Raw genomic sequence first — 24,440 nt, forward strand, 5'->3', positions numbered from 1 at the left:
GAACCGGGTGGTCTCCCTTGCCGACGGCCGCCCCTCCCCCAACGGGACGCCGGCCATCGCGACAGGCCCCGAGGGCGCCCACCGCCCCTCGGGCACGATCTCGCCGGTGCGCGCGCTGAGGGCCGCGGGGACTCCGTGCGCCTGAGGAAGGCACTGCTCCGGACCGGGGGCCCGATGGCCGGCGGAGCGGGCGGCCTGAGCCGCGGATCGCGGCACGGCACGTTCCTTGGGGATCGCCGTGGTCCTCGTCGCCGCGCCCTCGCCCCGCCCCGATGCGGAACAACTCCGGCTTGCCGTCATGGTGTTGAGCGGGTTCCGCATGGCGATCAACGGCGTGGACAGTGGGTTCCGAAGGGTCAGCCGGGGCGTCCGCGCCGTCGGGGACGTATCCCAGGGGCCCCACGAGAACGGCGGCAGCGGAGGGGGACCGGGTAGCCGGACCGAAGCGACCGGGCGGGCGGCGTCCGTCCCGGCGACGCCCTCGGCGCACGCGCGCCGCGCGCCGCACCCGCGCGGCACGGGAGGCATGCGGTGGGACGGCGCGGCGGGGGCGACGGGTCGGCCGACACGCTCGTGACTGTGCGTCAGTCCTTCGTCGTCGCGGATCTGGCACCGCGTCACCTGTACGCCGGAAGCCCCCGCTTGCTTGCCGGCGATGCCCAGGCACGCGTGTGACCTGGAGGGACGCGCGGCGCCGGCAGGCACGCTCGGCTGTGCGGGTGGGATACGGCGTCGTCCTCGAGTGGCGCGCAGAGCGGGCCGCTGTTTTGCTCCGCGTGAGCCGCCCGTCAACGGGACGGCTCTTCTCTCCCACTGTTTCGACTCGGAGGCTGCCTCATGCCTACAACACGCGTTCTTGGCGGTGTCGCCATGGCCGCGGCCCTCATCGGTGTCACTGTTCCCTCTGCTTCCGCCAGCGACATCTCCGATGCGTGGGTCACCCCCTACTACGCCGTCCCCGGCATGCGGCTGACCGTCACGACCACGGCCTGCGGTCGCGACGCCAACTACTCCAAGGGCCAGTCCGAAGCCGGCGGCCAGGTCAACCTGCTGCCCCTGGGCAGGAGCGGCCTGCTGGCGGGCAGCTTCCGCGTGCCGAAGAACACCCGGCCCGGCTGGTACACCGTGACGGTGCGGTGCCCGCCGCGCATCCAGACCAAGGCGTCCTTCCGCGTGGTCGGCGGATTCGGGCGCGGATTCTCCGGCCTGGACCGCGGCTTCTCGGGTTCGGGCCGAGGCTTTTCCGGCCTCGACTGCGACGACTTCGGCCTTGCCGGCCGGCGGTCCGGCGGTCGCTGATCAAGGGGCCCGGCTCTTCGGATCGCCGCCCCGGCCGCCGCGCACCCAGACGGTGGCGCGGCCGGGGCGGCGGGGCCCGCGCGGACACCCCGCACCGACATCTTTCACGCTTCCAGGTGGCGATCGGCGTCCGGACGGATGAATGTGGAGGAAAGAGGGGGCGCGCGGCCCGCGAGGCGGCCCGCCGCGGTCGTGGCGGCGCGTGAACGAGGAGACGGACATGCGAGAGAACGAGATGGGTGACGAGGTCTACCAGCCGGACGGGTCAGAGGTCCAGGACGACGCCGGGCTGCTGGAACCTGAGGACACCCTGGACTACCACGGTGTCGACCAGATACTCGACGAGGGCTACTCACCGCCGGAGCGGCCCTGGGCGGTGAACAAGCCCGCCACCACAGCGGCGGGCCGCCTGCGGGGCGAGACACTCGACGAACGCCTGGCCGAGGAACTCCCGGACCTGCCGATCCCCGACGGCGACGGCATCGGGGACACCTGGGACACCGACGGGGAGCTGATCGACGGCGAGGTCGGCGGGCCCCGCGCCGGGCGGCTGCTCGCCCCCGACGAGGGGACCCACTACGACACCGAAGGGCTGGTCGCCCAGGACATCGGCATCGACGGGGCGGCCGCCTCCGCCGAAGAGGCCGCGATGCACCTCCTCCCGGAGTCCGAGGACTACTGACCCCGTCCCGTCCAGGCAGCGCACCGCTCACCCGACCTCAGGGCCGCCCTCCCCCGCACCGCTCCCACCGCCCGGCGCCTTCCCCCGCGCGGGCGGCGTTCCACGCACGGGCACCTCACCGCTCTCCAACGGCGGCCCGTCGATCGCGCAGTAGTGCCTGCACTCCGGGACCGGCTCCGCCGGCTCCCCTGGCGTCTCACGCAGCACATCCGACCCGGAGACCGACCAGGCCGATCCCGGTGGTCTCGCCGGAGAGCCCGCTCACCCGACCTCAGGGCCGCCCTTCCCCGCACCGCTCCCACCGCCCGGCGCCTTCCCCCGCGCGGGCGGCGTTCCACGCACGGGCGCCTCACCGCTCTCCAACGGCGGCCCGTCGATCGCGCAGTAGTGCCTGCACTCCGGGACCGGCTCCGCCGGCTCCCCTGGCGTCTCACGCAGCACGTCGGAGCGGATGCCGAACCAGGCCAGCAGCGCGCCCACCACCAGCATCCCGGCGCAGATCACGACGGCGACACGGAAGCCGCGGCCGAAGGCGGCAGGGTCCCGGTAGTCGTCGCCGGAGAGTCCGGCCAGCAGCGGCAGGGCCGCCACCGCGAGCAGGCCCGCCGCCCGCGCCACGGCGTTGTTCACCCCGGACGCCGTGCCCGCGAGCCGGACGTCGGCCGCGCCGAGGACGGTGGCGGTCAAAGGGGCGACGGTGGCCGTCAGGCCCAGGGCGAAGACGCACACTGCGGGCAGGACGTCGGCGGCGTAGGAGGTGTCGGCGCCGATCCGCAGCATCAGCAGCAGGCCGACAGCGGAGACCGCCGGGCCCACCGTCATGGGGATGCGAGGACCGATGCGCTCGGCAAGTCGGCCCGCACGCTCGGACAGCGCCAGCATGATGACCGTGATAGGCAGCAGCGCCGTCCCGGAGGCCAGCGGGGAGTAACGGGCCTGCGTCTGCAGCTCCAGCACCAGGAAGAAGAACAGGCCGCCCAGTGCCGCGTAGACCGCGAAGGTGACCAGGTTCGCCGCGGTGAACTGGCGGTTCGCGAACAGGCTCGGCGGCAGCATCGGGTGCGGGCTGCGCCGCTCGGTCACCACGAATCCGGCGAACGCCGCCAGGCCCACGGTGGCGGCGACGGACACGGCCGCGACGTCCGGGTGGCTGCCGCCCGCGGCGATCAGGGCGTAGGTGACTCCCGCGAGCCCGACCGCTCCGAGCACGGCGCCGGCCGCGTCGAATCCACCGGTGGCGCACTCGTCGCGGCTCTCGGGGACGTGGCGGGCGGCGACGGCGACGACCAGGGCCGCCAGCGGGAGGTTGATGAAGAACACCCAGCGCCAGCTGACGGCGTCGACCAGCCACCCGCCGAGCAGCGGCCCCAGCGCCCCCGCGATGCCGCCCAGGCCCGACCACACGCCGATCGCGCGAGCCCGGTCCTGGGGCGCGAAGGACGCCTGGATCAGCGCCAGCGAGCCGGGGGTGAGCAGCGCCCCGCCGACGCCCTGCAGCGCGCGGGCGCCGATCAGCACCTCGATACCGGGCGCGACACCGCACAGCAGCGACGCCAGCGCGAACCACACGGTGCCGACGATGAAGAGCCTGCGCCGCCCGAAGCGGTCGCCGAGCGAGCCGCCGAGCAGGATGAGGGCGGCGAGGGTGAGGGTGTAGGCGTTGATCGTCCACTGGAGGCCGGCGAGAGTGGCGCCGAGATCCTTGCCGATCGTCGGGAGGGCGACGTTGACGACGGTGCTGTCCAGGAGCGTCATGCCCGATCCCAGGACGACCGCCACGAGGACCCAGCGTCCCTCCGCCCCGCCCAGCGTCAGCGTCCCGGTCCGGCCCGCTGTGTTCGCGGCCTCTGTCATCGCAGCCTCCGCCATCCCCGCCGTGACCCGCGGTCCTCACCGAATCTACCCCGGGGGCACGGCGGTCGCGTGGGGGTGCGAAGCGTCCGTGGCACGGCGTCGTCGCAGGCCCGTCGCGCCCTTCGGCCGGAGGACGGCGCGGCTTCACCGGACCGGTGTCGCACGCCGCTCCGGTGCCCCCGGGCAGGGCGCCGCACGGGTGCGAGAAGTCGTCCAGGCACCCGCGCACGGGATACGCGCCGCGGCGCCGTCGCCCACAGGACGCGCGCGGTGGACCGGTGTCGCACGCCGCTCCGGTGCTTCCGGGCAGACGGGCGCGTAGGGTGACGTGACAGGGTGACGTGACGACGGCGCCCGTCGGCGCCGGGAGGAAGCACCATGGCGCACAGCCGGCGGCACAGGCGGGGGCGTGGCCAGGCCGAGCACGGCGTGGCCGTGCGGGTGCCGCAGCGCGCCCTGGACCGGTGCCGGCTGCGGCACCTGCTGGACGCCGTCGGTGCGGTCAGCGCCGACCTGGACACCCGAACGGTGCTGCAGCGCATCGTGGAAGCCGCCACAGACCTGGTCGCCGCGCGCTACGGGGCGCTGGGGGTGCTCTCCGAGAGCGGCGAGGTCGTCGACCTGATCACCGTGGGCGTCGACGACCCGCGGGCGTGCGCCGCCATGGGTCTGCCGCAGGGTCACGGGCTGCTGCACACGATGGTGGACGAGCAGCAGCCGCTGCGGGTGGCGGATGTGGCCGCGGATCCTCGCGCGGCCGGCTTTCCGTCAGGGCATCCGGTCATGGGGACGCTGCTGGGCGTCCCGCTCATCGTGCGCGGCACGGTCTACGGCGATCTCTATGTCGCCGACAAGCTCGACGGCAGGCCCTTCGACGATGACGACGACGGTCTGCTGACGGCTCTGGCCTGTACCGCGGGCGTCATCCTCGAGAACGCCCGCCTGTACGAACGGCTCAAACGCGCTGCCGAGCACTTCCAGCACCGCATGCTGCCCGTCCTGCCCGACCTCTCCCCGCTCAGCGCCGCCGCGCGCTACGAGCCGGCGTCCGAGCTGCCGAAGCTGGGCGGGGACTGGTACGACGCCGTGGTCCTGCCGGACGGCGCGGTCTGCGTCGTGGTCGGTGACGTGACCGGCCACGACATCGAGGCCGCCTTGGTGATGGGTCAGATCCGCAGCATGCTGAGGGCGATCGTCCTGGACCGGGGCGGCCCGCCCGGACTGATCGTGTCCCGGCTGGACCGCGCGTTGACGATGTTCGCCGAGTCACCCACGGCCACCCTGGTCCTCGGTCGCATCGAGCGCGGCCGCGGCGGGGGCGGGGAGTCCACCTTCAGCTGGAGCAACGCCGGGCACCTGCCGCCGCTGCTGGTCGGCGCGGACCGCAGCACGCGCTATCTGGCGCCCGCCCGGCACGGGATCCCGGTGGGCATCGACGCGTCGGTCTCCCGGTACAGCCATGAACGCGTCCTGCCGCCCGGCAGCACCCTGCTGCTGTTCACCGACGGACTGGTCGAGCGCCGCGACCAGGACATCGACACCGGCCTGGCCGACCTCGCCGAGCAGGCCGCCCGCCTGGCCACGGCACCGCTGGAGGAACTCTGCGACAGCGTGCTGGGCCGCAGCAGTCAGGCGCGCGGTGACGATGTCGCCCTGCTGGCTCTGCGCACGCCCGCGGGCGACGGCCCGGCACGGTGAGACGGGCGCTTCACCCTTGCCGGGCACACGGTTCCACACGCAGCGACAAGGCGCCGACGGGCCTCAGCCCGAGGTCGGATGCGGCCAGTTCGCGAGGCTGCCGGGCGAGGGGGCGGACTGCGTCGCATCGGCAGCCGTGGGATAGATCTCGTAGCTCTCGCGCATGCCGGTGAGTTCGAGGATGCGCAGCAGCCTGCTCGAGACGGACGCCATGCACAGCGAGCCGTCGAGTTCCCGCACACGTTTGGTGATCGCCACGATCACGCCGAGCCCCATCGAGTCCATGAACGTCACGAAACCCAGGTCCAGGACGAAGTGGCGGCGTCCCTCGACGAGAAGCCCGAGCACCGCTTCGCGGATCATCGGGGCGGTGTGCGCGTCCACGTCGCCGTCGACCTCGACCACGGTCCAGCCGTTGACGACGTCATAGCTCACCATCATGCTCTCGTGCCGGACGATGTTCGTTCGCATGGTCGTCCCTCGTCACTTCTTCGGACGGCACTTCTCCGGACGGCACTTCTTCGGACGCCGCGGGACCCCTGAGAGGGTTATGCCCGGAGTCGTCGGTTCACACCCGGACGCATGCGGCGAACGCGGATCCGCGGCGCCCCGCGGACCGGCGCGGACTCCAGCGCCGCGTTCGCTCGCGGCACTGTCCGCCGGACGGGACGGCGCGCGAACCCCGTGTGCCGTCCCCGCAGTTCGGACAAGGCAGGGGCTGAGCGGGGGGCGGCCGTGCCGGCCTCGACCGCGCCGCGCGTCTCGCCCGTCACCAGGGGCGGGAGATGTCAGGTCCTGGGGCCCTCGTAGACGTCGTCGCTGCGGCCCTCGGCGAACTCCCACCACGACAGCGGCAGCCAGTCGCCGTTCACGAAGGCGTCCACGGAGGAACCGAGCCCGCTGATGGCCACGCGCGTGCCGACCGGGTACACCCTGCCGGACAGGCCGGGCACGGGGACGAGGAGCGTTCCTGAGCGCTGGGCCATTGTTCCCGCCTTTCTCCGCGGTCAACCGCAATTCGACACATTTACCTGAAGCCTAGCTGGCTTGTCTCGTTCTGCCCAAGGAGGCAGCATGAGAAATAGGTCACGCAAGCCATGAACGACACCAATCGGAGGTGTCCACGTGAAGGCCGTCGTTTACAAAGGACCGTTCGAAGTAGCCGTCGAAGAAGTCGAGAATCCGCGCCTGCAGCACCCCAACGACGTGATCGTCAGGGTGACATCCACCGCGATCTGCGGCTCTGACCTGCACATGTACGAGGGCCGGACCGCCGCGGAGCCCGGCATCGTCTTCGGCCACGAGAACCTGGGAATCATCGACCAGGTCGGCGAGGGGGTCACCACCCTCAAGCAGGGCGACCGCGTGGTCATGCCCTTCAACGTCGCCTGCGGATTCTGCAAGAACTGCTCGGCGGGTTTCACCGGCTTCTGCCTCACGGTCAATCCGGGGTTTGCCGGAGGCGCTTACGGCTATGTGGCCATGGGCCCCTGGCCGGGCGGTCAGGCGGAATACGTGCGCGTACCGTACGCGGACTTCAACTGTCTGAAACTGCCGGAGGGCACCGCCAACGAATCCGACTTCGTGCTCCTGGCCGACATCTTCCCGACCGGCTACCACGGGTGCGAACTCGCTCAGGTATCGCCCGGCGAAAGCGTCTCCGTGTACGGCGGCGGCCCGGTCGGGCTGATGGCCGCGTACTCGGCGTTGCTGCGCGGGGCGGCCAGGGTGTTCGTCGTGGACCGCGTGCAGGAGCGACTGCAGAAGGCCGAGGAGATCGGCGCCATCCCGATCGACTTCACCAAGGGCAACCCGGTGGAGCAGATCAAGGAGCACACGAACGGCGAGGGCACCGACAAGGGAGTCGACGCGGTCGGCTACCAGGCCCAGGCCGGTGGCGCGAACCACGAGGAGCCGGCAGCGGTGCTGAACTCGCTGATCGACACCGTGCGCCCCACCGGAGCCCTCGGCATCCCCGGCCTGTACGTGCCGTCGGACCCCGGAGGCCCGGACGAGCAGGCCAGGAGCGGCCGGCTGCTGGTCGCCATCGGCCGGCTCTTCGAGAAGGGCCTGCGGGTGGGGACCGGGCAGTGCAACGTCAAGCGCTACAACCGGCAGCTGCGCGACATGATCATCGAGGGTCGCGCCCGCCCGAGCTTCGTGGTCTCCCACGAGCTGCCCCTGGCGGACGCGCCGTCGGCGTACGACAAGTTCGACAAGCGCATCGAGGGCTACACCAAGGTCGTCCTCCACCCGGGTCAGGGCTGACCACCGGGTCGAGGCCGACCACCGGGGCGGGACCGACCGCCCGCACAGAGGTGACCGCTCAGCGGCATGGCGAGGCGCCGACTGACCGCACCCGCCGATCGCGCCCAGGGCCCGGCTAGCAGCTCTCCGGGTCCTGGGCGTGAGCGCCGTACGGGCGGGAGGGGCCGACCTCCTCCAGGGTGTACGTGTAGAGGTCGAACTCCACCAGCCCGTCCGCGTCCGTGGTCACCCGCGGCGGGCGGGTCCCCGGATACCGGGAGGCGATGACGTCGGCGACCCTGTGGGCGGTCGCCGCGTCGGCTGCGGCGATGCGCACACGCGCCACGCCCGGTTCGTACAACGGTCCCAGTTTTCCGGTCATGCTGCTCCCCTTGTCACGCACCCGGCGGCGCTTTACCCCTGGAGACAGCCCGTTGGTCGTCGCGGTTGCCCGCGCGGGCTGCGTGCACTCGAAGACGTCGTCCCGGGCTCAGGACAACAGGAAGTCCGCCTTCCCGTCCTTGGCCCCCTGGATGAACATCCTGATCTCGTGGTCCGTGTAGATGAGGGCCGGCCCGTCGGGGTCGGTGGACTGCCGCAGTGCGACCCTGCCGTCGGCCAGTTTCATGGCCTCCACGCAGCTGCCCCCGTTGCCGCCGCTCCACGGCTTGTGCCAGCCCTCGGTGCCGAGGTCGCGGGCGCGCATGCCGTTGTATATGCGGTCGTCCATGTGTGTCAGATCTCCTTGCGGATGCCATCGAGGATGGCTGCGGTGCTGTGTGCGGGCGCGGCTTGCGCGCACATCCGGTCGAGCGCCTCGAGGAACGCCGAGACGTCGTCCACGTCGTCCAGGTAGGCGGCGCCCACCAGGCTCTCGGTGAACACGACGTCCGGCAGCTCGCGGATCTGGAACCGGAAGATGTGGAACGGCCCGTACATCGCCGGGTGCGGCCCGGCGTCGAAGGGCATGATCTGCAGTCTCACCTGCGGCATCTCGCATGCCTCGGCCAGCCGGTCCAGCTGGGCGCGCATCACGTCGGGGCTGCCGATGGGACGGCGCAGCACCGTCTCGTCCATCACCACCCACAGCAGCGGGGCGTCCGGCCGGTCGATCCGCGACTGGCGCTCCCGGCGGAGCGCGACCAGGCGCTCGATCTCCTCCTCGCAGGCCCCGGGGCGGCCGGCCTTCAGCACGGTGCGAGCGTAGTCCTCGGTCTGCAGCAGTCCGGGGACGTAGTGCGGCTCGTAGGCGCGGATGATGGCCGCCTCGCCCTCGAGACTGACGAACGCGCTGAACCAGGACGGCAGCACGTCGCGGTAACGGTGCCACCAGCCGGGGCGGTTGCCCTGCCGGGCGAGGTCGACGAAGGTCGCCGCCTCGGCGGCGTCGACGCCGTACAGCGCCAGCAGTTTCTCCACGTACGGGATGCGCAGGCCGACCTCGGCCTTCTCCATCCGGCGCACGGTGGCATGGGTGACGTCCAGCTCGCGGGCAGCCTGCTCGTACGAGTAGCCCGCCTTCTCCCGCAGGTCGTGGAGGCGTTTGCCGAGGATCACGCGGAGGACGGTCGGCGCCCCGCTCGCCCTCGCCTCAGTCACGCTGCAACTCCCGCATGGCAGCAGTGTGCCATGTCAGGAATGGAAGCCACACCCTGATACTGGCGATTATGTAATTTGCAGAATGACCCTTGCCTTCTGCGCAACCAGTGGCCATAGTTTCCGGTGTGCTCTATGCCATCAGTGCCCGGGACACCTTTCGGCTCCGACTGCCGGCGCAGGCCTCGTCGGTCGGCGTCGCGCGCCGTCAGGTGCGTTCGGCGCTGGGCAGATGGGGGCTCGCCGGACTCGGCGACGACGCCGGCCTGGTGGTAAGCGAACTCTTCACCAACGCCGTGGTGCACAGCGGCAGCGACAACGTCGCGTGCCTGCTCTGGACGGCGGCCGGCAAACTGCACATCGAGGTCGTCGACGAGGGACGCGCGCCCGCGGGGCCGCAGGCGCGCACGGCCGCCGACGGCGACGAGAGCGGCCGCGGTCTCGCTCTCGTCGCCCATTTGGCCGAAGGCTGGGGTGTGCGGCCGCCGGCGCACGGCACCGGTCGCACCGTATGGGCGACCCTCTCCTGCCCCCGCAATGAGGCGCTCCCGCACAGCGGTTGAGCACGGCACGACGACCCCGGCGGTGTGCGCGGGAAGGGTGGACATCGCCGCGGCACGCCGTGATCGGGATGGTGGCTCTCCGCCGCCGGGCATAGGCTTCTCCCGACGGAAAGGCCTTCGGGGGAGCACCGACACCCCCCTGTCTCCGCCCCGGGAGGAACCGCTCACCGCGGTCCCCGCCCGGTTCCGCAACCGGCGCCACCGCGTCCGCTCAGCCCTCAAGCCCCACCGGGCGGTCGGCGTCCGGCAGCGGCCGGCCCGGCGTCCGGCTCACCCGACGCGAAGGAGTGCGCGGTGACACCCGAGAAGTCCACGCGGAACCAGCTCCCCACGGAGCCTGACGATCAGCCCGCCGCGCAGCAGCGGCAGTTGCGCAACCTGGACGTCTGGGCCAGGTCCGCGCCGATCCGGCTGGCCGGTTACGAGGACGACCTGAGCGAATCGCACATCCTGCGCGGTATCGACTGACGCTCCGGCGCTGCTGGTTCACGGGCCGTATGGGCGGCGACGCCCGTACGGCTCCCCGCCCCTCCGGCGACGGCTGCACCACCACCACGTTCGCCTGCTCGCACGTATCGAGGCACTCGGCGACGCGCACCCGGCAGATCCCGGCCGGCTCCCGCCGCAACCGGTCGAGTCGACCGCCGTGGCCGCCGCCGGGAACCTTCCCCGCGCGAGCCCTGGCGCGCCTCTTCAAGGGCCCGCGTCCCCCGCGCCCACGGCACGCCTGCCGGGCGGCTCCATCGCGTAGAGGTCCAGCACCTCGGGCGCCGCGGCACGGCCCGGTCCCCCCGCCCGCACCCAGGCGACGATGTCGTCGACCGCCCCCGCATCGTTGACCAGGCCGAGCCACAGCGGCCGGCCGCCGGCCACGCGCCCCTCCGGCGACGGCTGCACCACCATCACGTTCGCCTGCTCGCACATATCGAGGCACTCGGTGACGCGCACCCGGCAGATCGCGGCCAGCTCCCGCCGCAACCGGTCGAGTTGACCGCCGTGGTCGACACCGGGAATCTTCCCCGTACCGCAGCAGCAGCCCCGGCAGACGGTGACCGTGCAGGCGCTTCGCCCCGGCCCGCCGCCGCTCATGTGAGGGTGATCCGCACGCCCACCGTGCCCTCGCGGCCGCGGCGCAGCCGGCTGCCGAGGAGGGTCAGCCGGCCCAGCAGCCCGTACTTGCCGGCGACCAGGGCGCGGTAGCGCTCCGTCTCCCGGGGGCCGAGGATCTCGGCGCGCGCGGGCATCTGCTCCCCCGTGGGGTTGCCGCGTACGTCGCAGGGGCCGACCAGCACGTCGGCTCGGTTGCGGATCCGCTTGACCTTGCCGGAGTCCGCCGCGGTCCACGCGCCGAGCGCCTCGCCGTCGCGGACCACCCAGACCGGCGTGGGGACGGCGCGGCCGTCCCTCCGGTAGGTGGTGACCAACAGGTACTTGCCCGCCGCGAGCCGGGCGGACGCTCCGTCCTCGATCATGGCCCCAGGCTACGCGGAAACGGCCACCTCGGCCGGTTCCTGGAGCGCCTTGCCCAGGCACACGCTGAGCGGACTGTCCCTGTAGTGGCCGAACTTGGGCACCGGCGTGTAGCCGCAGGAAGCGTAGAGGGCGATCGCCTCAGGCTGCTCCTGCCCCGTCTCCAGGACCATCCGCCTGCGGCCCGCCGCGGCGGCGCCGGCCTCCAGCGCGGCCAGCATCCGGCGCGCGAAGCCCCGGCCGCGGGCCTCGGGCACCACATACATCCGCTTGACCTCGGCGTCGCCGTCCTCAAAGCCCTCCGGGGAGGCGTCCTGGCCGCGCCAGCCGCCGGTCGCCACGGGGACGCCGTCGAGGTAGCCGACCATGAATTCGCCCTGGCCGCCGTCGAAGTGGTCGGCGTCCATCGCGGTCTCGTCGGGCCCCCCGTACCGCCGCACGTACTCCTGCTGCACCTGCTCGGTCAGCAGCACGGCGTCGGGGTGGTCGTAGCGCGTCTTCCTGATCTCCACCCGCATATCGTACGGGTGTGCGGCCTACGCCCCGGTACGGGCACCCTCCGGAGGGCCGGTATCGTCCCCGTCATGCTCACCGTGACCACCGTGAACGTGAACGGGCTGCGCGCTGCGGCCAAGAAGGGCTTCCTCCCCTGGCTGGAGGCGACCACGGCCGACGTGGTATGCCTGCAGGAAGTCCGCGCCGAGGCCGCGCAACTGCCCGCGGAGGTCCGCGCCCCCGAGGGCTGGCACGTGCTCCATGCTCCGGCGGCGGCGAAGGGCCGGGCGGGGGTGGCCCTCTACTCGCGGCGGGAACCGGACGCGCGACGGGTCGGGTTCGGCTCGCAGGAGTTCGACGGCTCCGGCCGCTACGCGGAGATCGACCTGCCCGGTGTCACGGTCGCCAGCCTCTACCTCCCCTCCGGCGAGGTCGGCACCGAGCGCCAGGAGGAGAAGGAGCGCTTCATGGCAGCGTTCCTCGGGCACCTGGTCAGGCTGCGCGAGAAGGCCGCAGCGGACGGACGCGAGGTGCTGGTCTGCGGTGACTGGAACATCGCGCACACCGAACGCGACCTGAGGAACTGGCGGGCCAACCAGAAGAACGCCGGCTTCCTCCCGGAGGAGCGGGCCTGGCTCTCCCGCGTCTACGACGAGGCCGGCTACACCGACGTCGTGCGCCACCTCACCCCGGACGGCGAGGGCCCGTACACATGGTGGTCCTACCGCGGGCGCGCCTTCGACAACGACAGCGGCTGGCGGATCGACCTGCACGTCGCCACCCGGGGCCTGGCGGCCCGGGCGGCGTGGACCCGGGTCGAGCGTGCGGCCACCCACCCCGAGCGCTGGTCCGACCACGCCCCGGTGACGGTGGCCTACGATCTCGGCTGACCGGGGAGCGGGCAGTGCGCGGCGGAGCTGCCTGCCCGGTCATCGGGACCAGCCCCGCGGATCCGCGTCGTACAGGGCGCATCTCGCCTGCCACCGGGCGAATCCATCGGTGATGTCATCGGGCGAGTGGCACCACTCGCCCTCACCGGATGAGCCATGCCAGACGACGCCGGGACGGCCTGGATCCCGGCAGAGGTCGAAACCGTGCAGGTACTGCAGAGCCATTCCGACCAGAGGGTCCTCGAAATCCGCGTCTGCCCCCTCGCCCTCCACCCATGGAGTCGCCCACGCATGAACGGCCTCACGGGTCGCTTCCCGCGCGGCCAGCGCACGCCATTGAGCAGCCACTTCGGCACGACCGGGCGGGATCGGCGTCGCATTTTGATCGTCCATGGAGTCACCATCCCAGCCGCTCGAACAAGTGGGCCACCTCGATTCGGCTCATGACCGGCCGGACAGGTCCTGGCCCGGCGGGAGCGGGCAGTGCGCGGCACTCGGTGCCATCGTCCGGGACCGCCGGTGGGCGCCGCCGCCGTATCGTCTAGTCAGCGCCCTTTCCCCGAGGAGTACCCATGGCCCCGCCCGTCGTCCGTTCGCTGCGCGAGCAGATCCGCGAGTACATCGTGGACGGCATCGTCAGCGGGCGGTGGAGCCCCGGGGAGCGGATCGTCGAGCGGGGCATCGCCACCGAGCTGCAGGTCAGCCAGACGCCCGTACGGGAGGCGCTGCGCGAACTGGAGGTCATGCGGCTCATCGAGTCGGCCCCGAACAAGGGCGTGCGCGTGCGCCGTATGACCGCCGCGGACCTGGAGGAGATCTACCCGGTGCGGGCCGGCCTGGAGCAGATCGCCGCGGAGCTGGCCGCGCCCCGCCTGCGGCAGGAGCTGACGGCTCTGGAGGCCGAGGTCGCCTTGCTGCAGAAGGCGGACGAGGAGGGCGACGCCGGGGCGCAGGTGCGGCACACCGTGGCCTTCCATCGCGAGCTGGTGCGGGCCTCGGGCAACAGCGTGCTGCTGCACACCTGGGAGTCGCTGGGCATCGAGGTGTGGACGGCGCTGTCGATCCGCTGGCTCGGCACCCGGCAGCGGCTGTACGCCGAGGAGCACCAGGCGGTGGTGGAGGCCTTCCGCAGGAAGGACCCGCGGGTCGGCGAGCTGGTCAAGGAGCACGTGCTGGGCTGCGCCCCGCAAGGCGGCTGAGCCGGCTTCGTACACCCGTTCCCCTTGGAGGCCGCGCGGGCTGTCGTGTGACCCTCGTCACAGGGCATTTGATCGATCATCGATCACAATTATTGTGGTGCCACAGGGCCCCTGCCCGCACGGACCATCCTGGAAGGCGTTCACCATGACCGACGCCACGCTGAGCGCACTCGACCACCTGCCGGACCCGGACCCGGAGGAAACCGGTGAATGGGCCGCGTCCCTCGACGCGGTCACCCGTGCGGCCGGCCCGGAGCGCGCCGCCTACCTGATGCGCCGCACCTTCGACCACGCACAGGCCTCGGGTCTGTCGGTGCCGTCGCTGCTGGAGACCGAGTACATCAACTCCATCCCGACCGCCGCCGAGCCGGAGGCCCCCTGCGACGAGGAGATGGAGCGGCGCATCGCCGGATGGAACCGCTGGAACGCCGCCGCGATGGTCACCCGCGGCAGCCGCTACGGCCTGGGCGGCCACATCGCCACCTTCGCCTCCGCGGCCTGGCTGTACGAGACGGGCTTCAACCACTTCTTCCACGGCAAGGAGTGGGGGGCCTCCGGGGCCGGGGGCTCCGCGGTGGGCTCCGGCGACCAGCTCTACATCCAGGGCCACGCGTCCCCGGGCGTCTACGCCCGCGCCTTCCTCGACGGGCGGCTGAGCGAGCGGCAGCTGGACAACTTCCGCCAGGAGGCCGGCGGCGACGGCCTGCCGTCCTACCCGCACCCGCGCCGGCTGCCCTGGCTGTGGGAGTTCCCGACCGTGTCGATGGGGCTCGGTCCGCTCGCCGCGATCCAGCAGGCGCGCTTCAACCGCTACCTGACGCACCGCGGCATCAAGGACACCTCCGGCTCGCACGTATGGGCCTTCCTCGGCGACGGCGAGATGGACGAGCCGGAGTCCACCGCCGCCCTCGGCCTCGCCGGCCGCGAGAGGCTGGACAACCTCACCTTCGTGATCAACTGCAACCTGCAGCGCCTCGACGGACCGGTCCGCGCCAACTTCAAGATCGTCCAGGAGCTGGAGGCGAAGTTCCGCGCCGCCGGCTGGAAGGTCATAAAGTCGCTGTGGGGCAGCGCCTGGGACGATCTGTTCGCCCTGGACACCACCGGCGCGCTCGTTCGCCGGCTGCGCGAGGTCCCGGACGGCCAGTTCCAGACCTACGCCACCCGCGACGCCGCCTACATCCGGGAGCACTTCTTCGGTTTCGACCCGGCGCTGGCCGCGATGGCGAAGCTGCTGACCGACGCCAAGATCATCGAGTGCTTCCACACCTCGCGCGGCGGCCACGAGCCGCGCAAGGTGTACGCCGCGTACCACGCGGCCACCACGCACAAGGGCGCGCCGACCGTGATCCTCGCGCAGACCGTCAAGGGCTGGACGCTGGGCCGCGGTTTCGAGTCGCGCAACGCCAACCACCAGATGAAGAAGCTCACGGTCCCCGAGTTCCGCGCCATGCGGGACCTGCTCGAGCTGCCCATCCCGGACAGCGCTCTCTCCGGCGACCTGGTGCCGTACGCCCACCCGGGCGCGGACTCCCCCGAGGTCCGCTACCTGCAGGAGCGCCGCGCGGAGCTCGGCGGCCCCGCCCCCGCCCGCCGGGTGCACCCCGTGGCGCTGCCCGAGCCGTCCGCGAGGCCCTTCGAGGCGCTGGCCAAGGGCTCCGGCGGCCAGGAGATGGCGACCACCATGGCCCTGGTCCGGCTTCTGAAGGACCTGATGCGGGAGAAGGAGAGCGGTCGCCGCTGGGTGCCGATCGTCCCCGACGAGGCGCGCACCTTCGGCATGGAGTCGCTCTTCCCGAGCGCCGGCATCTACTCGCCGCTCGGCCAGACCTACGACCCGGTCGACCGCGACATGCTCCTGTACTACAAGGAGGCGGAGACCGGTCAGATCCTCAACGAGGGCATCACCGAGGCCGGTTCGATGGCCTCCTTCACCGCCGCGGCGACCTCGTACGCGACGCACGGCGAACCGATGATCCCGTTCTACATCTTCTACTCGATGTTCGGCTGGCAGCGGACGGCCGACCAGATGTGGGCCCTCGCCGACCAGCTCGGCCGCGGCTTCCTCGTCGGGGCGACCGCGGGCCGTACGACGATGACGGGCGAGGGACTGCAGCACGCCGACGGCCACTCGCACCTCATCGCGTCGACCAACCCGGCGGCCGTCTCCTACGATCCGGCGTTCGCCTACGAGATCGGTGTGATCGTCCGCGAGGGCCTGCGCCGCATGTACGGCCCCGATGCGGAGGACGTCTTCTACTACCTGACCGTCTACAACGAGCCCAAGATCCAGCCGTCCATGCCGACCGGACCCGGCGTCGAGGAGGGCATCGTCAAGGGCCTGTACCGCTTCCGCGCCGCCGACCCCGCCGGGCTTCCCGCCGACGCGCCGCGGCTGCAGCTGATGGCCTCCGGCACGGCGATCCACTGGGCCCTGGAGGCGCAGCGCATGCTGGCGGCGGAGTGGGGCGTGGCGGCCGACCTGTGGTCGGCGACCTCGTGGAGCGAGCTGCGGCGCGGCGGTCTGGAGTACGACGCGGCCCGGCTGCGCGGTGAGGACGCGCCTCTGCCGCACGTCACGCGCGTGCTGGAGGGGGCCCCGGGCCCGGTGCTGGCGGTCAGCGACTGGATGCGGGCGGTGCCGGACCAGATCAGCCAGTGGGTGCCGCAGGAGTGGCACTCGATCGGCACGGACGGATTCGGCCTGTCCGACACGCGTGAGGCGGCCCGCCGCCACTTCGGCGTGGACCCCGGCTCCGTGGTCGTCGCCGCGTTGGCGGCGCTCGCCGGGCGCGGTGAGGTGAAGCGGGAGACCGTCCAGGAGGCCCGGGAGCGTTACGGGCTCTGAGCCCCATCCCGCCCCGGGTGGGGCCATGGGCCGGGCCGCGCTCCGGCGCCTTCCACACCCCTGCGTCGGCGTCCACGTCTGCGATCGGCTGCGCAGCGCCCGTCCCGGCCGGCGTCCGCGGGTGACGGGTCTCCGGTCACCGGCGATCATGGAACGCCCTTCGGTGGCCGCGCGGTCGTCGTGCCTTCCTCCCGCCGGGTGGACCGCGCCGGCCGCACCCTTCGAAATACCCGCGCACCCGACGTATCGTGGGCTCACGGCGCCGTGTGCCGGGGGACGCGGTCACCGTGACTCCCGATGATCGCGACGGCGGCGCCGGAGGCGGCCATGGCCGATCCCAAGGGCTTTCTCACCACCCCCCGCCGCACCCCGCCACGCCGTCCCGTCTGTGAGCGCGTGCGGGACTGGCACGAGGTCTACACCGGCCAGAGCCTGCTGCCGATCATCTCCGCCCAGGCGGGCCGGTGCATGGACTGCGGCATCCCGTTCTGCCACGACGCCTGCCCGTTGGGGAACCTGATCCCCGACTGGAACGACCTGGTGTACCGCGAGGACTGGGAGGCCGCCGCGGAACGGCTGCACGCCACCAACAACTTCCCCGAGTTCACCGGCCGGCTGTGCCCGGCGCCCTGCGAGAGCGCCTGCGTGCTGACGATCAACGCCGACCCGGTCACGATCAAGAACGTCGAGGTCGCCATCGCCGACCGCGCGTGGCAGGAGGGCTTCGCCCGCCCCCGTCCGCCCGAGCGACCCACCGGGCGCACCGTCGCGGTGATCGGCTCGGGACCCGCCGGGCTGGCCGCCGCCCAGCAGCTGACCCGGGTCGGCCACACGGTGACCGTCTACGAGCGGGCGGACCGGCTCGGCGGGCTCCTGCGGTACGGCATACCGGAGTTCAAGATGGAGAAGCGCCATCTGGACCAGCGCCTGGCGCAGATGCGCGCCGAGGGCACGCGATTCCGCACCGGGATCGAGGTGGGCGCCGACATCGACGCGCGGCAGGTCGTCGCCGAGCACGACGCGGTGCTCCTGGCGGTGGGCGCCACGGCCTGGCGCGAGCTGCCGGTGCCGGGTCGGGAACTGGCGGGCGTCCACCAGGCGATGGAGTACCTGCCGCTGGCGAACCGGGTCCAGGAGGGCGACCTGTCCGAGTCACCGGTCAGCGCGAAGGGCAAGGACGTCGTCATCGTCGGCGGCGGCGACACCGGCGCCGACTGCCTGGGGACCGTGCTGCGGCAGCAGGCGGCCTCCGTCGTCCAGCTCGACATCAACCCGCTGCCCGGGGAGTGCCGGTCCGAGGACGAACCGTGGCCGGTGTACCCGCGCGTCTACCGGGTCTCCCCCGCGCACGAGGAGGCCCGGGAACTGGCCCGGCGCGGTCTGTGGGACCCGGCGGAGCACGGAGGCATGCCGCTGCCGGGCCCGGAGGGCGACGTACGCGTGTTCTCCGCGTCGACCTTCCGCTTCGAGGGCGACGACGAGGGGCACGTGCGGGCGCTCCACATCGTCGGGGTCGAGCCGCGGCACCGCCGCCCGCGGCAGGGCACCGAACGCGTCATCCCCGCCCAGCTGGTGCTGCTGGCGCTGGGCTTCTCGGGGGCCGAGCGCAACAGCGGGCTGGTGGCCCAGCTCGGCCTGGAGTTCGACGACTGCGGCCACGTCGTCCGCGACGCCGACTTCGCCACCGGGGTGGAGAAGGTCTTCGTCGCGGGCGACGCGGGCCGCGGTCAGTCGCTGATCGTCTGGGCGATCGCCGAGGGCCGGTCGGGCGCCGCCTCGGTCGACCGCCTGCTCACCGGCAGCACATGCCTGCCGGCCCCGATCACACCGACGGCCCGTCCGCTCCTGGCGTGACCCCGGCGAACCGCGGACGCGGCTCGAAACCCGCCGCCCGGTAGCAGGCGTCGATCATTCGCATCGACTCCACGGCGTCGTCAGCGTCCGTGGGCACCGCCGCACCGCCACGCACCGCCGCCGCGAAGGCCTCCAGCTGATAGGTGTACGACGAACGCCTGCCCAGCTCCTCGACGCGCTCACCCCCGGCCGTCCGGACCACGACCCGGTCGTCCGTGTGCGGCAGCACGAAGCACGGCGCGGTGGCCTCGCCCCGGCTGCCGACGATGCGCCAGCTCATCTCGAGGGCGTCCGCGTCCATGTGGCAGCGGGCGGACGCGGTGGCGCCGCCCGGGTACTCCAGGTCCGCGTCCAGCCACTCGTCGACGCCCGGCGCGCCGGCGCGCTCGCCGCCGCGGGCGGCGACCAGGCGCGGGGCTCCGCCGGCCCACGGGGCCAGGGACCCGGCCGCGTGCAGCGAGTAGCAGCCGAGGTCCATCATGGCGCCGCCGGCCAGCGGCAGAGACCAGCGCGGGTCCTCCGCGGCGGGGGCCGGGATCCTCATGACGGCCTCCACGTGCCGGAGCTCGCCGAGCTCACCGGACTCCAGCAGCTCGTGCAGGCGCCGGGTGACCGGGTGGTAGAGGTAGTGGAACGCCTCCATGACGACGACGCCCGCCTTGGCGGCCGCGTCCCGCACCTCGATGGCCTCCTCGAGGTTGCTCGCGGAGGGCTTCTCGCTGAGCACGTGCTTGCCCGCGGCGACGGCGGCGAGGTTCCAGGGGCCGTGGAGGCCGTTGGCGAGCGGGTTGTAGACGGCCTCGACCTCCGGGTCGGCGATGACGTCGGCGTAGCTGTCCAGCACGCGCTCGACGCCGTGCTCGGCCGCGAAGCCGGCCGCCCGGGAGCGGTCGCGGGCGGCCACGGCGACGAGCCGGTGCCCGGTCGTGCGGGCCGGGGCGGCGATGGCGGCCCCGGCGATGCGGGCGGCGCCGAGGACGCCGATGCGCAGCGGTTCGGTGGTCATGCGGTGCGTACCTCTTCCATGCGTACGGGTCGGTGTCCCGTGGGACGACCTGCGGGCCTCGGCTGTCCGTCCGGCGCCTCGGCCCCCTCGGCGACGGTACACGGCGCAGGAGTACGGCCGGTCACGGCCCCGGGAGGGTCCGCGCCGGCCCGGTGGCGTCCGCCGGTGCGGGAGGGCGCGGGACTCCCGCCCCGCTCAGGCGGGCAGGGTGAGCAGGCGGTACTCCGAGACCGCGGTGAAGCCGAATCGGCGGTAGAGCGGTTCGCCGGCCGGGCTGGCGAGGAGGGCGGCGAGGCGCGTGCCGCGGTCCTGCCCGACGCGAAGGGCGGCCGCGGTCAGTGCGGCGCCGATGCCGCGGCGGCGGTGCGCCTCCGCGACGTGGACGAGGAAGATGCCCGCCACGCCGTGCGCCGTGATCACGACCGTCGTGCCGACGACCTCGCCGTCCAGCACGGCGGCGAGGCGGACGACGTCCGCGTTGTCCGCGCGCCGGGCCTCGAACCGCACGATGCCCGGCTCCACCTCGGGGGCGATGCCCATCGAGGTGCGGTACGTGGCGACGAGCTCGGCCAGCCGATCCGGGGTCGCGGCCTCCTCGACGCGCAGGCCGGGCAGCGCGTCCAGGGGGTCCGGGGCCCTGTCGAGAGGCCGTGCCATCACCGGCATCGCACCGAGCGAAACCGCCCCGTGCCGCACCAGGGCGTCGGCGGTTCCTTCGGGGCTGTCGGGGCCGGCCCACCACCACCAGGGCACGCCCGCGAGTTCGGTGCGCGCGGTGGTCACGGCGCCGCCGAGCCCGTCCAGGGACCGCACCCGGACCACGCCGTTGAACTGGGGCGTCGCGAGACCGCTGCGGTAGCGGTCGAGGCCGTCGCGCTGTGTCTCACCCCAACCCATCAGATACTGACGAAAGTTGGCAGTGATGCCCGCAAGCGTCTCCGTGTTCGCCGTGCTCAACGCGTCTCCCTGACTAGATGCCCCGCGCACGTATCCTGTCACAGGCGTCATCGACCCGGGGAACCGCACCCCGCGCCGCGCCCCCTCGCGACACCCTCCCGCGAGTGGCCGCCCCACGTGCACCGGTTGGTCCCGCGCGCCCGCTTTCCGCCACGGCGGCATCGTTCACCACAGAGACGCACCACACGTTGACAAACCGCATGTTCCCAACAGTGGGGACATCGCAGGCATGACACGCCCATAGGGTGCTCAACGGTGCCGATGCGCGTGAACCGACACGCGAAGGTGAAGCGGACCGCACGACCTCCGCGACTCGCAGGGGCCGGAGCGTGGAGCACACCGCGCGGCCTCCGGGATGGCCTGGTCCGGGGCGAGCCCCAGAGACAGGCCCGCGAGACGGAACGTGCCGCGGTCGTCGCGCCCCTCGCTTCGGTGCGGTGGGCCCTCGGCGCCCTTCGAACTGTCATGCCGCCCCCGGCGGACGCGGACGTCCCGGCGCTCACCGGCCCCGGCGCGACGCGTACGCCGAGGGACGCGCCGGCGACGTTGCCGCGCCCCTCGGCCGCGACGGCGACACCCTGTGTGTGCCGCTCCTCGTGTGCCCGATGTTCCACATTCTTCGAACATTCGGGTTATTGTGAGGTCCATGGTGGACGGACATGGGGATTCCCACGAGACGAGCGAGATGAGTCTGCCCCGCGTCCTCGCCGCGCTGAGCGATCCGACGCGGATCGGAATCGTGCGCGTGCTGGCCGACGGCAAGGAACGCGGGTGGGGCCAGTTGCGGGCGCCGGTCGCCAAGTCGACGCTGAGCCACCACCTGAAGATCCTGCGCGAGGCCGGCGTCACCCGCACCCGCCAGGAGGGGACGCGCTGCTACGTCGCGCTGCGCCGAGCCGAACTGGACGAACAGTTCCCCGATCTGACTCGTGTCCTGCTCGCGGCGGCAGAGGCCGAGGACGTCGGCGATGTCAGCGTCGTCGAGCCGTAGGCGGCGCCGGGAGCGTTCTTCCGGCACAGTCACCGAGTGTGTTCGCCGCACTCCTCCGGGTGCGCGGACGTTGGCCTCCAGAGGCCGGGAATGAGAGGACACATGGTCTCAGCAGCGCGCACGCCCGCGGACCCGCAGGTCACGGCCGGAGCCCTGCAGGGTGAGCTGCAACGCCTCGAACTGCAGAAGCAGGCACTCGAGCGGGAGTTGGCGGCCGTCGTCGCCCATCTGTCATCCGTGCGCAGGGCGCTGGCCGCCCTGAGCCGCCTCGCGGTCTCGGGACCGGTCGCGGGGGCCGTGGAAGACCTGGCCGCGGAGCGGCAGCCTCTCGCCGCGGTCAACGGGGCCGGCGGGGCAGCCGAGGAGACCGGGTACCGGGACGCGCACCATGCCGAGAACGCCACCACGGCTGGGCGGCCCGCCGCCGCGGCGGGCGGCTACGGCAGGCTCACCGAGCAGATCCTGGATTTCCTGGCCACCACCGGCGGGTCGGAGGTGCGGGCCCGCGACGTCGCGGCCGCCCTGGGCCGGGACGAGAACGCCGGCAGCATCAACGCGGTGCGCAGCACGCTCGACCGGCTGGTGGGCGCGTCCCGGGTCCAGCGGGCCGGGCGCGGGCTGTACCGGGCCGCTCCCTGAGCCTGACGCTCAACCGCGCGGGCCGAACGGCGAGAGTCGACCGGGCCCAGGGGCGGCCCCAGCAGTCCTCGGGAGACCGGGGCGGCGGACGTGCCCGCCGCGACCGGTGCGTTCACGGCCCTGGCGGGTGGTACGGCTCCTGCGGCACCCGAGGAGCGGGCACCGCCAGGCCGTCCACGTACTGGCGGACCAAGCGGGGGCAGCTCTTCTCGGTGGCCCGCCAGGTGGTTCCCGGCAGCGGACGGCCGAGGTGCGACACCACGGCGAGGACGTCCTCGGCGGGCACGTCGACGCGTACCCGCCCCGCCCGCTGCGCGCGGTAGAGCAGTCTCCGTGTCACGGCCGTCACGCGGGCCCGGGGTCCGGCCTCCGCCGCCGACCCCTCACGGGGGCCTTCCGGAAGGCAGTAGAGGACGGCCGGCCGCGCGGATGCCAGGTCCTCGAGGAAACCGCGCAGCGCGAGCACAGGGTCGCCCGTGTCGAGCCGGGCCTCGGCGGCGGCTGCCGCGGCCGCGACACCCTCGGCGACGTCGGTCAGCAGTTCCTCACGACTTCCGTAGTGGCGGTAGAGCGTCGCATTGCTGACCCCTGCCTGGCGGGCTATCCGGTCCAGCGACACCCCGGCGCCCTGTTCGGCGAGCAGGTCGGCCGCGGCCGTACGGATCCGGCGGCGGTTGCGCACCGCGTCGGCGCGCGGTGCGCCACCCCGCACACGAAGCTCCTGCCGCTGCGCCGCCTCCTGCGCGGGAGTGTTCACGCGCCGGTCCCCGACGGGCGCGGGGCGCGCAGGTGGGCGCGCCGGGCCAGTTCCTCGTCGTCGACCAGGGTGAGCATCGGCCGGCCGGGCGCACAGAGCATGGTCACGACGAACCGGGTCCGTACGTCCGGCAGGGCGTTGCCGTCCTGGTAGTGGATCACGTCTCCGCCGGGCTCCCAGAACGTCTCGCCGGCCCTGACGATCCGCTCCGGCTCGCCTTCGAGTTCGAAGCGGACCGCGCCCTCGAGCACGTACCCGAAAGCCGGCCCCGAGTGCCGGTGCGGCGGGGTCCCCGGGTCGCCGGGGGGCCACTCGACGACGATGGTCATCCCCGAGGCGCCCTCGGGCACAGCCAGCGGCGTGGTCTCCTGCACCATGGTCACCGCCGTCTTCCACGCCTCCGACCGCGGCTGCCCGCCGCCGCCCTGCGTCTTTTTGTCTGACATGTGCCGCACCTCCACAATGGTGATCGCAACGGATCGAGGGGAGGGGGAAGGGCGGCCTGTCACGCCCTTCCGCCCCCGGTGTGCCGGCCTGGGCGGGCCGGCCGGCGCCGTCCCTTCCGGGCGGGACAGTGCCGCTCTCCCGTACGACCGGGCAGCGCGCGCCTTTGTGACGTCCGCCTCGTCGGCGACCAATCGCCTCCTGGCGTGCAGCGACGGACGCGGCAGGTGCCCGACCAGATCAGTCAGTGGGTCGAGCAGGACCACTCCTCCCTCGGGACGGACGTTTTCGGCCTGTCTGTCGGACACAAAGGAGGCGGCCCGCCGCCATCCCGGGTGATGGACGCCGCATCGATCGCGGTGGCCGCGCTGGACCGATGGGCGCGCACTGGTGCGGTCGCCGCGCGGACGGCGGAGCAGGCCCGCTCCCGGTACGGCCGGCAGGCCCGACGCGCCGCCGGGGACAGGGGCGGCTCGTGTCCCGGCGGCGTTCTCGGCACGCACCCGCCGCCGTGCCGCCGCCCTGCGCCGGGCGGCGGCACGGCGCAGACTCACTCCCGTGTCCCCGCCAGCGCCGCCGCACGGCCCCGCAGCGCAGCCCACGCCGGGACGGTCGAAGCGACGACCGCGAGCACCGCGCACGCGCCCACGGCCGCCCCGACGGCCGTCCACGGCAGGTCGACCGTGCTGTCCACCGACAGCAGGGCCAGCGCCCACTGCATCCCGGCGAGGTTGAGCGCCGCCACGGCGAGTCCGAGGAGCGCGCCGACCGCGACCACGGCCAGGGACTCGGCGCCCACCAGCCGCAGCACCTGGGGTCGCGTCGCCCCGGCCAACTGCAGCGAGGACAGCTCCCGGACCCGGTCGGAGGTGGCCATCAGCATGGTGTTCACCAGGGAGATGGCGGTTTGACATCCTCCCGGGCTTAAAGGCCCGGGATTCCCGCCTGCTC

At 72.9% G+C, this 24,440-nt stretch carries 26 protein-coding genes and 1 pseudogene; 13 read left to right on the forward strand and 14 right to left on the reverse strand.

Annotation, left to right across the window (positions count from 1 at the left end; all coding sequences use genetic code 11):
• The first annotated feature begins 837 nt into the window (after positions 1 to 837).
• Complete coding sequence (locus AC3ET4_RS13940) at positions 838 to 1,299, forward strand: hypothetical protein (RefSeq protein ID WP_431949054.1); 462 nt, start codon at positions 838 to 840, stop codon at positions 1,297 to 1,299.
• 220 nt (positions 1,300 to 1,519) lie between these two features.
• Entirely contained in the window at positions 1,520 to 1,981 is a 462-nt protein-coding gene (locus AC3ET4_RS13945) for a DUF5709 domain-containing protein (RefSeq protein WP_431949055.1), read from the forward strand.
• Between the two features lie 261 nt (positions 1,982 to 2,242).
• Here AC3ET4_RS13945 and AC3ET4_RS13950 read toward each other — a convergent pair whose 3' ends face one another.
• Entirely contained in the window at positions 2,243 to 3,835 is a 1,593-nt protein-coding gene (locus tag AC3ET4_RS13950) for an MFS transporter (RefSeq protein ID WP_431949056.1), read from the reverse strand.
• Between the two features lie 378 nt (positions 3,836 to 4,213).
• On the opposite strand from AC3ET4_RS13950, the gene AC3ET4_RS13955 reads away from it, so the two are divergent.
• A complete protein-coding gene (locus tag AC3ET4_RS13955; RefSeq protein WP_431949057.1) occupies positions 4,214 to 5,533 on the forward strand; it encodes a PP2C family protein-serine/threonine phosphatase in 1,320 nt (439 codons plus the stop codon).
• 63 nt (positions 5,534 to 5,596) lie between these two features.
• On the opposite strand, the gene AC3ET4_RS13960 is transcribed toward AC3ET4_RS13955, so the two are convergent.
• Together AC3ET4_RS13960 and AC3ET4_RS13965 are read right to left on the reverse strand one after the other, a co-directional pair.
• Positions 5,597 to 6,004, reverse strand: a complete 408-nt coding sequence (locus AC3ET4_RS13960) for an STAS domain-containing protein (RefSeq protein ID WP_431949058.1) — start codon at positions 6,002 to 6,004, stop codon at positions 5,597 to 5,599.
• 317 nt (positions 6,005 to 6,321) lie between these two features.
• The gene (locus AC3ET4_RS13965; protein ID WP_431949059.1) at positions 6,322 to 6,519 is read right to left on the reverse strand and encodes a hypothetical protein; all 198 of its coding nucleotides are present in this window, start codon (positions 6,517 to 6,519) and stop codon (positions 6,322 to 6,324) included.
• 139 nt (positions 6,520 to 6,658) lie between these two features.
• Between AC3ET4_RS13965 and AC3ET4_RS13970 the strand changes: the two genes are divergently transcribed.
• On the forward strand, positions 6,659 to 7,801 hold the full coding sequence (locus tag AC3ET4_RS13970) for a glutathione-independent formaldehyde dehydrogenase (RefSeq protein ID WP_431949060.1): 1,143 nt from the start codon (positions 6,659 to 6,661) through the stop codon (positions 7,799 to 7,801).
• Between the two features lie 115 nt (positions 7,802 to 7,916).
• Here the strand turns inward: AC3ET4_RS13970 and AC3ET4_RS13975 are convergent, their stop codons facing one another.
• The 3 genes from AC3ET4_RS13975 to AC3ET4_RS13985 all read right to left on the reverse strand — a co-directional run bounded on the left by AC3ET4_RS13975 (position 7,917) and on the right by AC3ET4_RS13985 (position 9,379).
• Positions 7,917 to 8,162 carry a hypothetical protein gene (locus AC3ET4_RS13975; RefSeq protein WP_431949061.1) on the reverse strand — a complete coding sequence of 82 codons (246 nt, stop codon included), beginning with the start codon at positions 8,160 to 8,162 and terminating at the stop codon, positions 7,917 to 7,919.
• Positions 8,163 to 8,270: 108 nt separating this feature from the next.
• Positions 8,271 to 8,510 carry a DUF397 domain-containing protein gene (locus tag AC3ET4_RS13980; protein ID WP_431949062.1) on the reverse strand — a complete coding sequence of 80 codons (240 nt, stop codon included), beginning with the start codon at positions 8,508 to 8,510 and terminating at the stop codon, positions 8,271 to 8,273.
• 5 nt (positions 8,511 to 8,515) lie between these two features.
• Positions 8,516 to 9,379 carry a helix-turn-helix domain-containing protein gene (locus tag AC3ET4_RS13985; protein WP_431949063.1) on the reverse strand — a complete coding sequence of 288 codons (864 nt, stop codon included), beginning with the start codon at positions 9,377 to 9,379 and terminating at the stop codon, positions 8,516 to 8,518.
• Positions 9,380 to 9,504: 125 nt separating this feature from the next.
• Between AC3ET4_RS13985 and AC3ET4_RS13990 the strand changes: the two genes are divergently transcribed.
• Together AC3ET4_RS13990 and AC3ET4_RS13995 are read left to right on the forward strand one after the other, a co-directional pair.
• Entirely contained in the window at positions 9,505 to 9,939 is a 435-nt protein-coding gene (locus AC3ET4_RS13990) for an ATP-binding protein (RefSeq protein ID WP_431949064.1), read from the forward strand.
• 294 nt (positions 9,940 to 10,233) lie between these two features.
• A complete protein-coding gene (locus AC3ET4_RS13995; protein ID WP_431949065.1) occupies positions 10,234 to 10,407 on the forward strand; it encodes a hypothetical protein in 174 nt (57 codons plus the stop codon).
• A gap of 225 nt (positions 10,408 to 10,632) precedes the next feature.
• Here the strand turns inward: AC3ET4_RS13995 and AC3ET4_RS14000 are convergent, their stop codons facing one another.
• From AC3ET4_RS14000 to AC3ET4_RS14010, 3 genes are read right to left on the reverse strand one after another with little or no spacing between them, the layout of a single operon-like run.
• Positions 10,633 to 11,028 carry a (2Fe-2S) ferredoxin domain-containing protein gene (locus tag AC3ET4_RS14000; RefSeq protein ID WP_431949066.1) on the reverse strand — a complete coding sequence of 132 codons (396 nt, stop codon included), beginning with the start codon at positions 11,026 to 11,028 and terminating at the stop codon, positions 10,633 to 10,635.
• The gene (locus AC3ET4_RS14005) at positions 11,025 to 11,411 is read right to left on the reverse strand and encodes a PPOX class F420-dependent oxidoreductase (protein WP_431949067.1); all 387 of its coding nucleotides are present in this window, start codon (positions 11,409 to 11,411) and stop codon (positions 11,025 to 11,027) included. The genes AC3ET4_RS14000 and AC3ET4_RS14005 overlap by 4 nt, the downstream gene beginning before the upstream one ends.
• Before the next feature lie 9 nt (positions 11,412 to 11,420).
• Complete coding sequence (locus tag AC3ET4_RS14010; protein ID WP_431949068.1) at positions 11,421 to 11,921, reverse strand: GNAT family N-acetyltransferase; 501 nt, start codon at positions 11,919 to 11,921, stop codon at positions 11,421 to 11,423.
• A gap of 72 nt (positions 11,922 to 11,993) precedes the next feature.
• On the opposite strand from AC3ET4_RS14010, the gene AC3ET4_RS14015 reads away from it, so the two are divergent.
• The 4 genes from AC3ET4_RS14015 to AC3ET4_RS14030 all read left to right on the forward strand — a co-directional run bounded on the left by AC3ET4_RS14015 (position 11,994) and on the right by AC3ET4_RS14030 (position 18,695).
• Entirely contained in the window at positions 11,994 to 12,794 is an 801-nt protein-coding gene (locus AC3ET4_RS14015; RefSeq protein ID WP_431949069.1) for an exodeoxyribonuclease III, read from the forward strand.
• Between the two features lie 572 nt (positions 12,795 to 13,366).
• On the forward strand, positions 13,367 to 13,993 hold the full coding sequence (locus tag AC3ET4_RS14020; protein ID WP_431949070.1) for a GntR family transcriptional regulator: 627 nt from the start codon (positions 13,367 to 13,369) through the stop codon (positions 13,991 to 13,993).
• Between the two features lie 145 nt (positions 13,994 to 14,138).
• Positions 14,139 to 16,841 (forward strand): pyruvate dehydrogenase (acetyl-transferring), homodimeric type, encoded by a 2,703-nt coding sequence (aceE, locus tag AC3ET4_RS14025; RefSeq protein WP_431949071.1) that lies wholly within the window; start codon positions 14,139 to 14,141, stop codon positions 16,839 to 16,841.
• Between the two features lie 327 nt (positions 16,842 to 17,168).
• Positions 17,169 to 18,695 carry a glutamate synthase subunit beta gene (locus tag AC3ET4_RS14030; RefSeq protein WP_431949080.1) on the forward strand — a complete coding sequence of 509 codons (1,527 nt, stop codon included), beginning with the start codon at positions 17,169 to 17,171 and terminating at the stop codon, positions 18,693 to 18,695.
• Here AC3ET4_RS14030 and AC3ET4_RS14035 read toward each other — a convergent pair.
• Positions 18,664 to 19,701, reverse strand: coding sequence for a Gfo/Idh/MocA family protein (locus AC3ET4_RS14035; protein WP_431949072.1), 1,038 nt, complete (start codon positions 19,699 to 19,701; stop codon positions 18,664 to 18,666). The genes AC3ET4_RS14030 and AC3ET4_RS14035 overlap by 32 nt on opposite strands.
• Before the next feature lie 195 nt (positions 19,702 to 19,896).
• Positions 19,897 to 20,658, reverse strand: a complete 762-nt coding sequence (locus tag AC3ET4_RS14040) for a GNAT family N-acetyltransferase (protein ID WP_431949073.1) — start codon at positions 20,656 to 20,658, stop codon at positions 19,897 to 19,899.
• A gap of 646 nt (positions 20,659 to 21,304) precedes the next feature.
• On the opposite strand from AC3ET4_RS14040, the gene AC3ET4_RS14045 reads away from it, so the two are divergent.
• The gene (locus tag AC3ET4_RS14045) at positions 21,305 to 21,649 is read left to right on the forward strand and encodes an ArsR/SmtB family transcription factor (protein WP_431949074.1); all 345 of its coding nucleotides are present in this window, start codon (positions 21,305 to 21,307) and stop codon (positions 21,647 to 21,649) included.
• Between the two features lie 102 nt (positions 21,650 to 21,751).
• A complete protein-coding gene (locus AC3ET4_RS14050; RefSeq protein ID WP_431949075.1) occupies positions 21,752 to 22,288 on the forward strand; it encodes a hypothetical protein in 537 nt (178 codons plus the stop codon).
• A gap of 112 nt (positions 22,289 to 22,400) precedes the next feature.
• Here AC3ET4_RS14050 and AC3ET4_RS14055 read toward each other — a convergent pair whose 3' ends face one another.
• Together AC3ET4_RS14055 and AC3ET4_RS14060 are read right to left on the reverse strand one after the other, a co-directional pair.
• Positions 22,401 to 23,045, reverse strand: coding sequence for a TetR/AcrR family transcriptional regulator (locus tag AC3ET4_RS14055; protein ID WP_431949076.1), 645 nt, complete (start codon positions 23,043 to 23,045; stop codon positions 22,401 to 22,403).
• Positions 23,042 to 23,491, reverse strand: a complete 450-nt coding sequence (locus tag AC3ET4_RS14060) for a cupin domain-containing protein (protein WP_431949077.1) — start codon at positions 23,489 to 23,491, stop codon at positions 23,042 to 23,044. The genes AC3ET4_RS14055 and AC3ET4_RS14060 overlap by 4 nt, the downstream gene beginning before the upstream one ends.
• 219 nt (positions 23,492 to 23,710) lie before the next feature.
• Here AC3ET4_RS14060 and AC3ET4_RS14065 point away from each other — a divergent pair.
• Positions 23,711 to 23,926: pseudogene (locus AC3ET4_RS14065) on the forward strand (hypothetical protein); the annotation flags it as partial.
• 113 nt (positions 23,927 to 24,039) lie between these two features.
• Here AC3ET4_RS14065 and AC3ET4_RS14070 read toward each other — a convergent pair.
• Positions 24,040 to 24,440: FtsX-like permease family protein (locus tag AC3ET4_RS14070; RefSeq protein ID WP_431949078.1), on the reverse strand; the 401-nt coding region annotated here is incomplete at its 5' end.

This window comes from Actinacidiphila sp. bgisy167, from assembly GCF_057707665.1.

Bases quoted from the DNA above. Each gene is read 5' to 3' on its own strand.
- AC3ET4_RS13940 (WP_431949054.1), top strand. From the start codon at position 838: ATGCCTACAACACGCGTTCTTGGCGGTGTCGCCATGGCCGCGGCCCTC.
- AC3ET4_RS13945 (WP_431949055.1), top strand. From the start codon at position 1,520: ATGCGAGAGAACGAGATGGGTGACGAGGTCTACCAGCCGGACGGGTCA.
- AC3ET4_RS13950 (WP_431949056.1), bottom strand. From the start codon at position 3,835: ATGACAGAGGCCGCGAACACAGCGGGCCGGACCGGGACGCTGACGCTG.
- AC3ET4_RS13955 (WP_431949057.1), top strand. From the start codon at position 4,214: ATGGCGCACAGCCGGCGGCACAGGCGGGGGCGTGGCCAGGCCGAGCAC.
- AC3ET4_RS13960 (WP_431949058.1), bottom strand. From the start codon at position 6,004: ATGCGAACGAACATCGTCCGGCACGAGAGCATGATGGTGAGCTATGAC.
- AC3ET4_RS13965 (WP_431949059.1), bottom strand. From the start codon at position 6,519: ATGGCCCAGCGCTCAGGAACGCTCCTCGTCCCCGTGCCCGGCCTGTCC.
- AC3ET4_RS13975 (WP_431949061.1), bottom strand. From the start codon at position 8,162: ATGACCGGAAAACTGGGACCGTTGTACGAACCGGGCGTGGCGCGTGTG.
- AC3ET4_RS13980 (WP_431949062.1), bottom strand. From the start codon at position 8,510: ATGGACGACCGCATATACAACGGCATGCGCGCCCGCGACCTCGGCACC.
- AC3ET4_RS14000 (WP_431949066.1), bottom strand. From the start codon at position 11,028: ATGAGCGGCGGCGGGCCGGGGCGAAGCGCCTGCACGGTCACCGTCTGC.
- AC3ET4_RS14005 (WP_431949067.1), bottom strand. From the start codon at position 11,411: ATGATCGAGGACGGAGCGTCCGCCCGGCTCGCGGCGGGCAAGTACCTG.
- AC3ET4_RS14015 (WP_431949069.1), top strand. From the start codon at position 11,994: ATGCTCACCGTGACCACCGTGAACGTGAACGGGCTGCGCGCTGCGGCC.
- AC3ET4_RS14020 (WP_431949070.1), top strand. From the start codon at position 13,367: ATGGCCCCGCCCGTCGTCCGTTCGCTGCGCGAGCAGATCCGCGAGTAC.
- aceE (WP_431949071.1), top strand. From the start codon at position 14,139: ATGACCGACGCCACGCTGAGCGCACTCGACCACCTGCCGGACCCGGAC.
- AC3ET4_RS14030 (WP_431949080.1), top strand. From the start codon at position 17,169: ATGGCCGATCCCAAGGGCTTTCTCACCACCCCCCGCCGCACCCCGCCA.
- AC3ET4_RS14035 (WP_431949072.1), bottom strand. From the start codon at position 19,701: ATGACCACCGAACCGCTGCGCATCGGCGTCCTCGGCGCCGCCCGCATC.
- AC3ET4_RS14045 (WP_431949074.1), top strand. From the start codon at position 21,305: ATGGTGGACGGACATGGGGATTCCCACGAGACGAGCGAGATGAGTCTG.
- AC3ET4_RS14050 (WP_431949075.1), top strand. From the start codon at position 21,752: ATGGTCTCAGCAGCGCGCACGCCCGCGGACCCGCAGGTCACGGCCGGA.
- AC3ET4_RS14060 (WP_431949077.1), bottom strand. From the start codon at position 23,491: ATGTCAGACAAAAAGACGCAGGGCGGCGGCGGGCAGCCGCGGTCGGAG.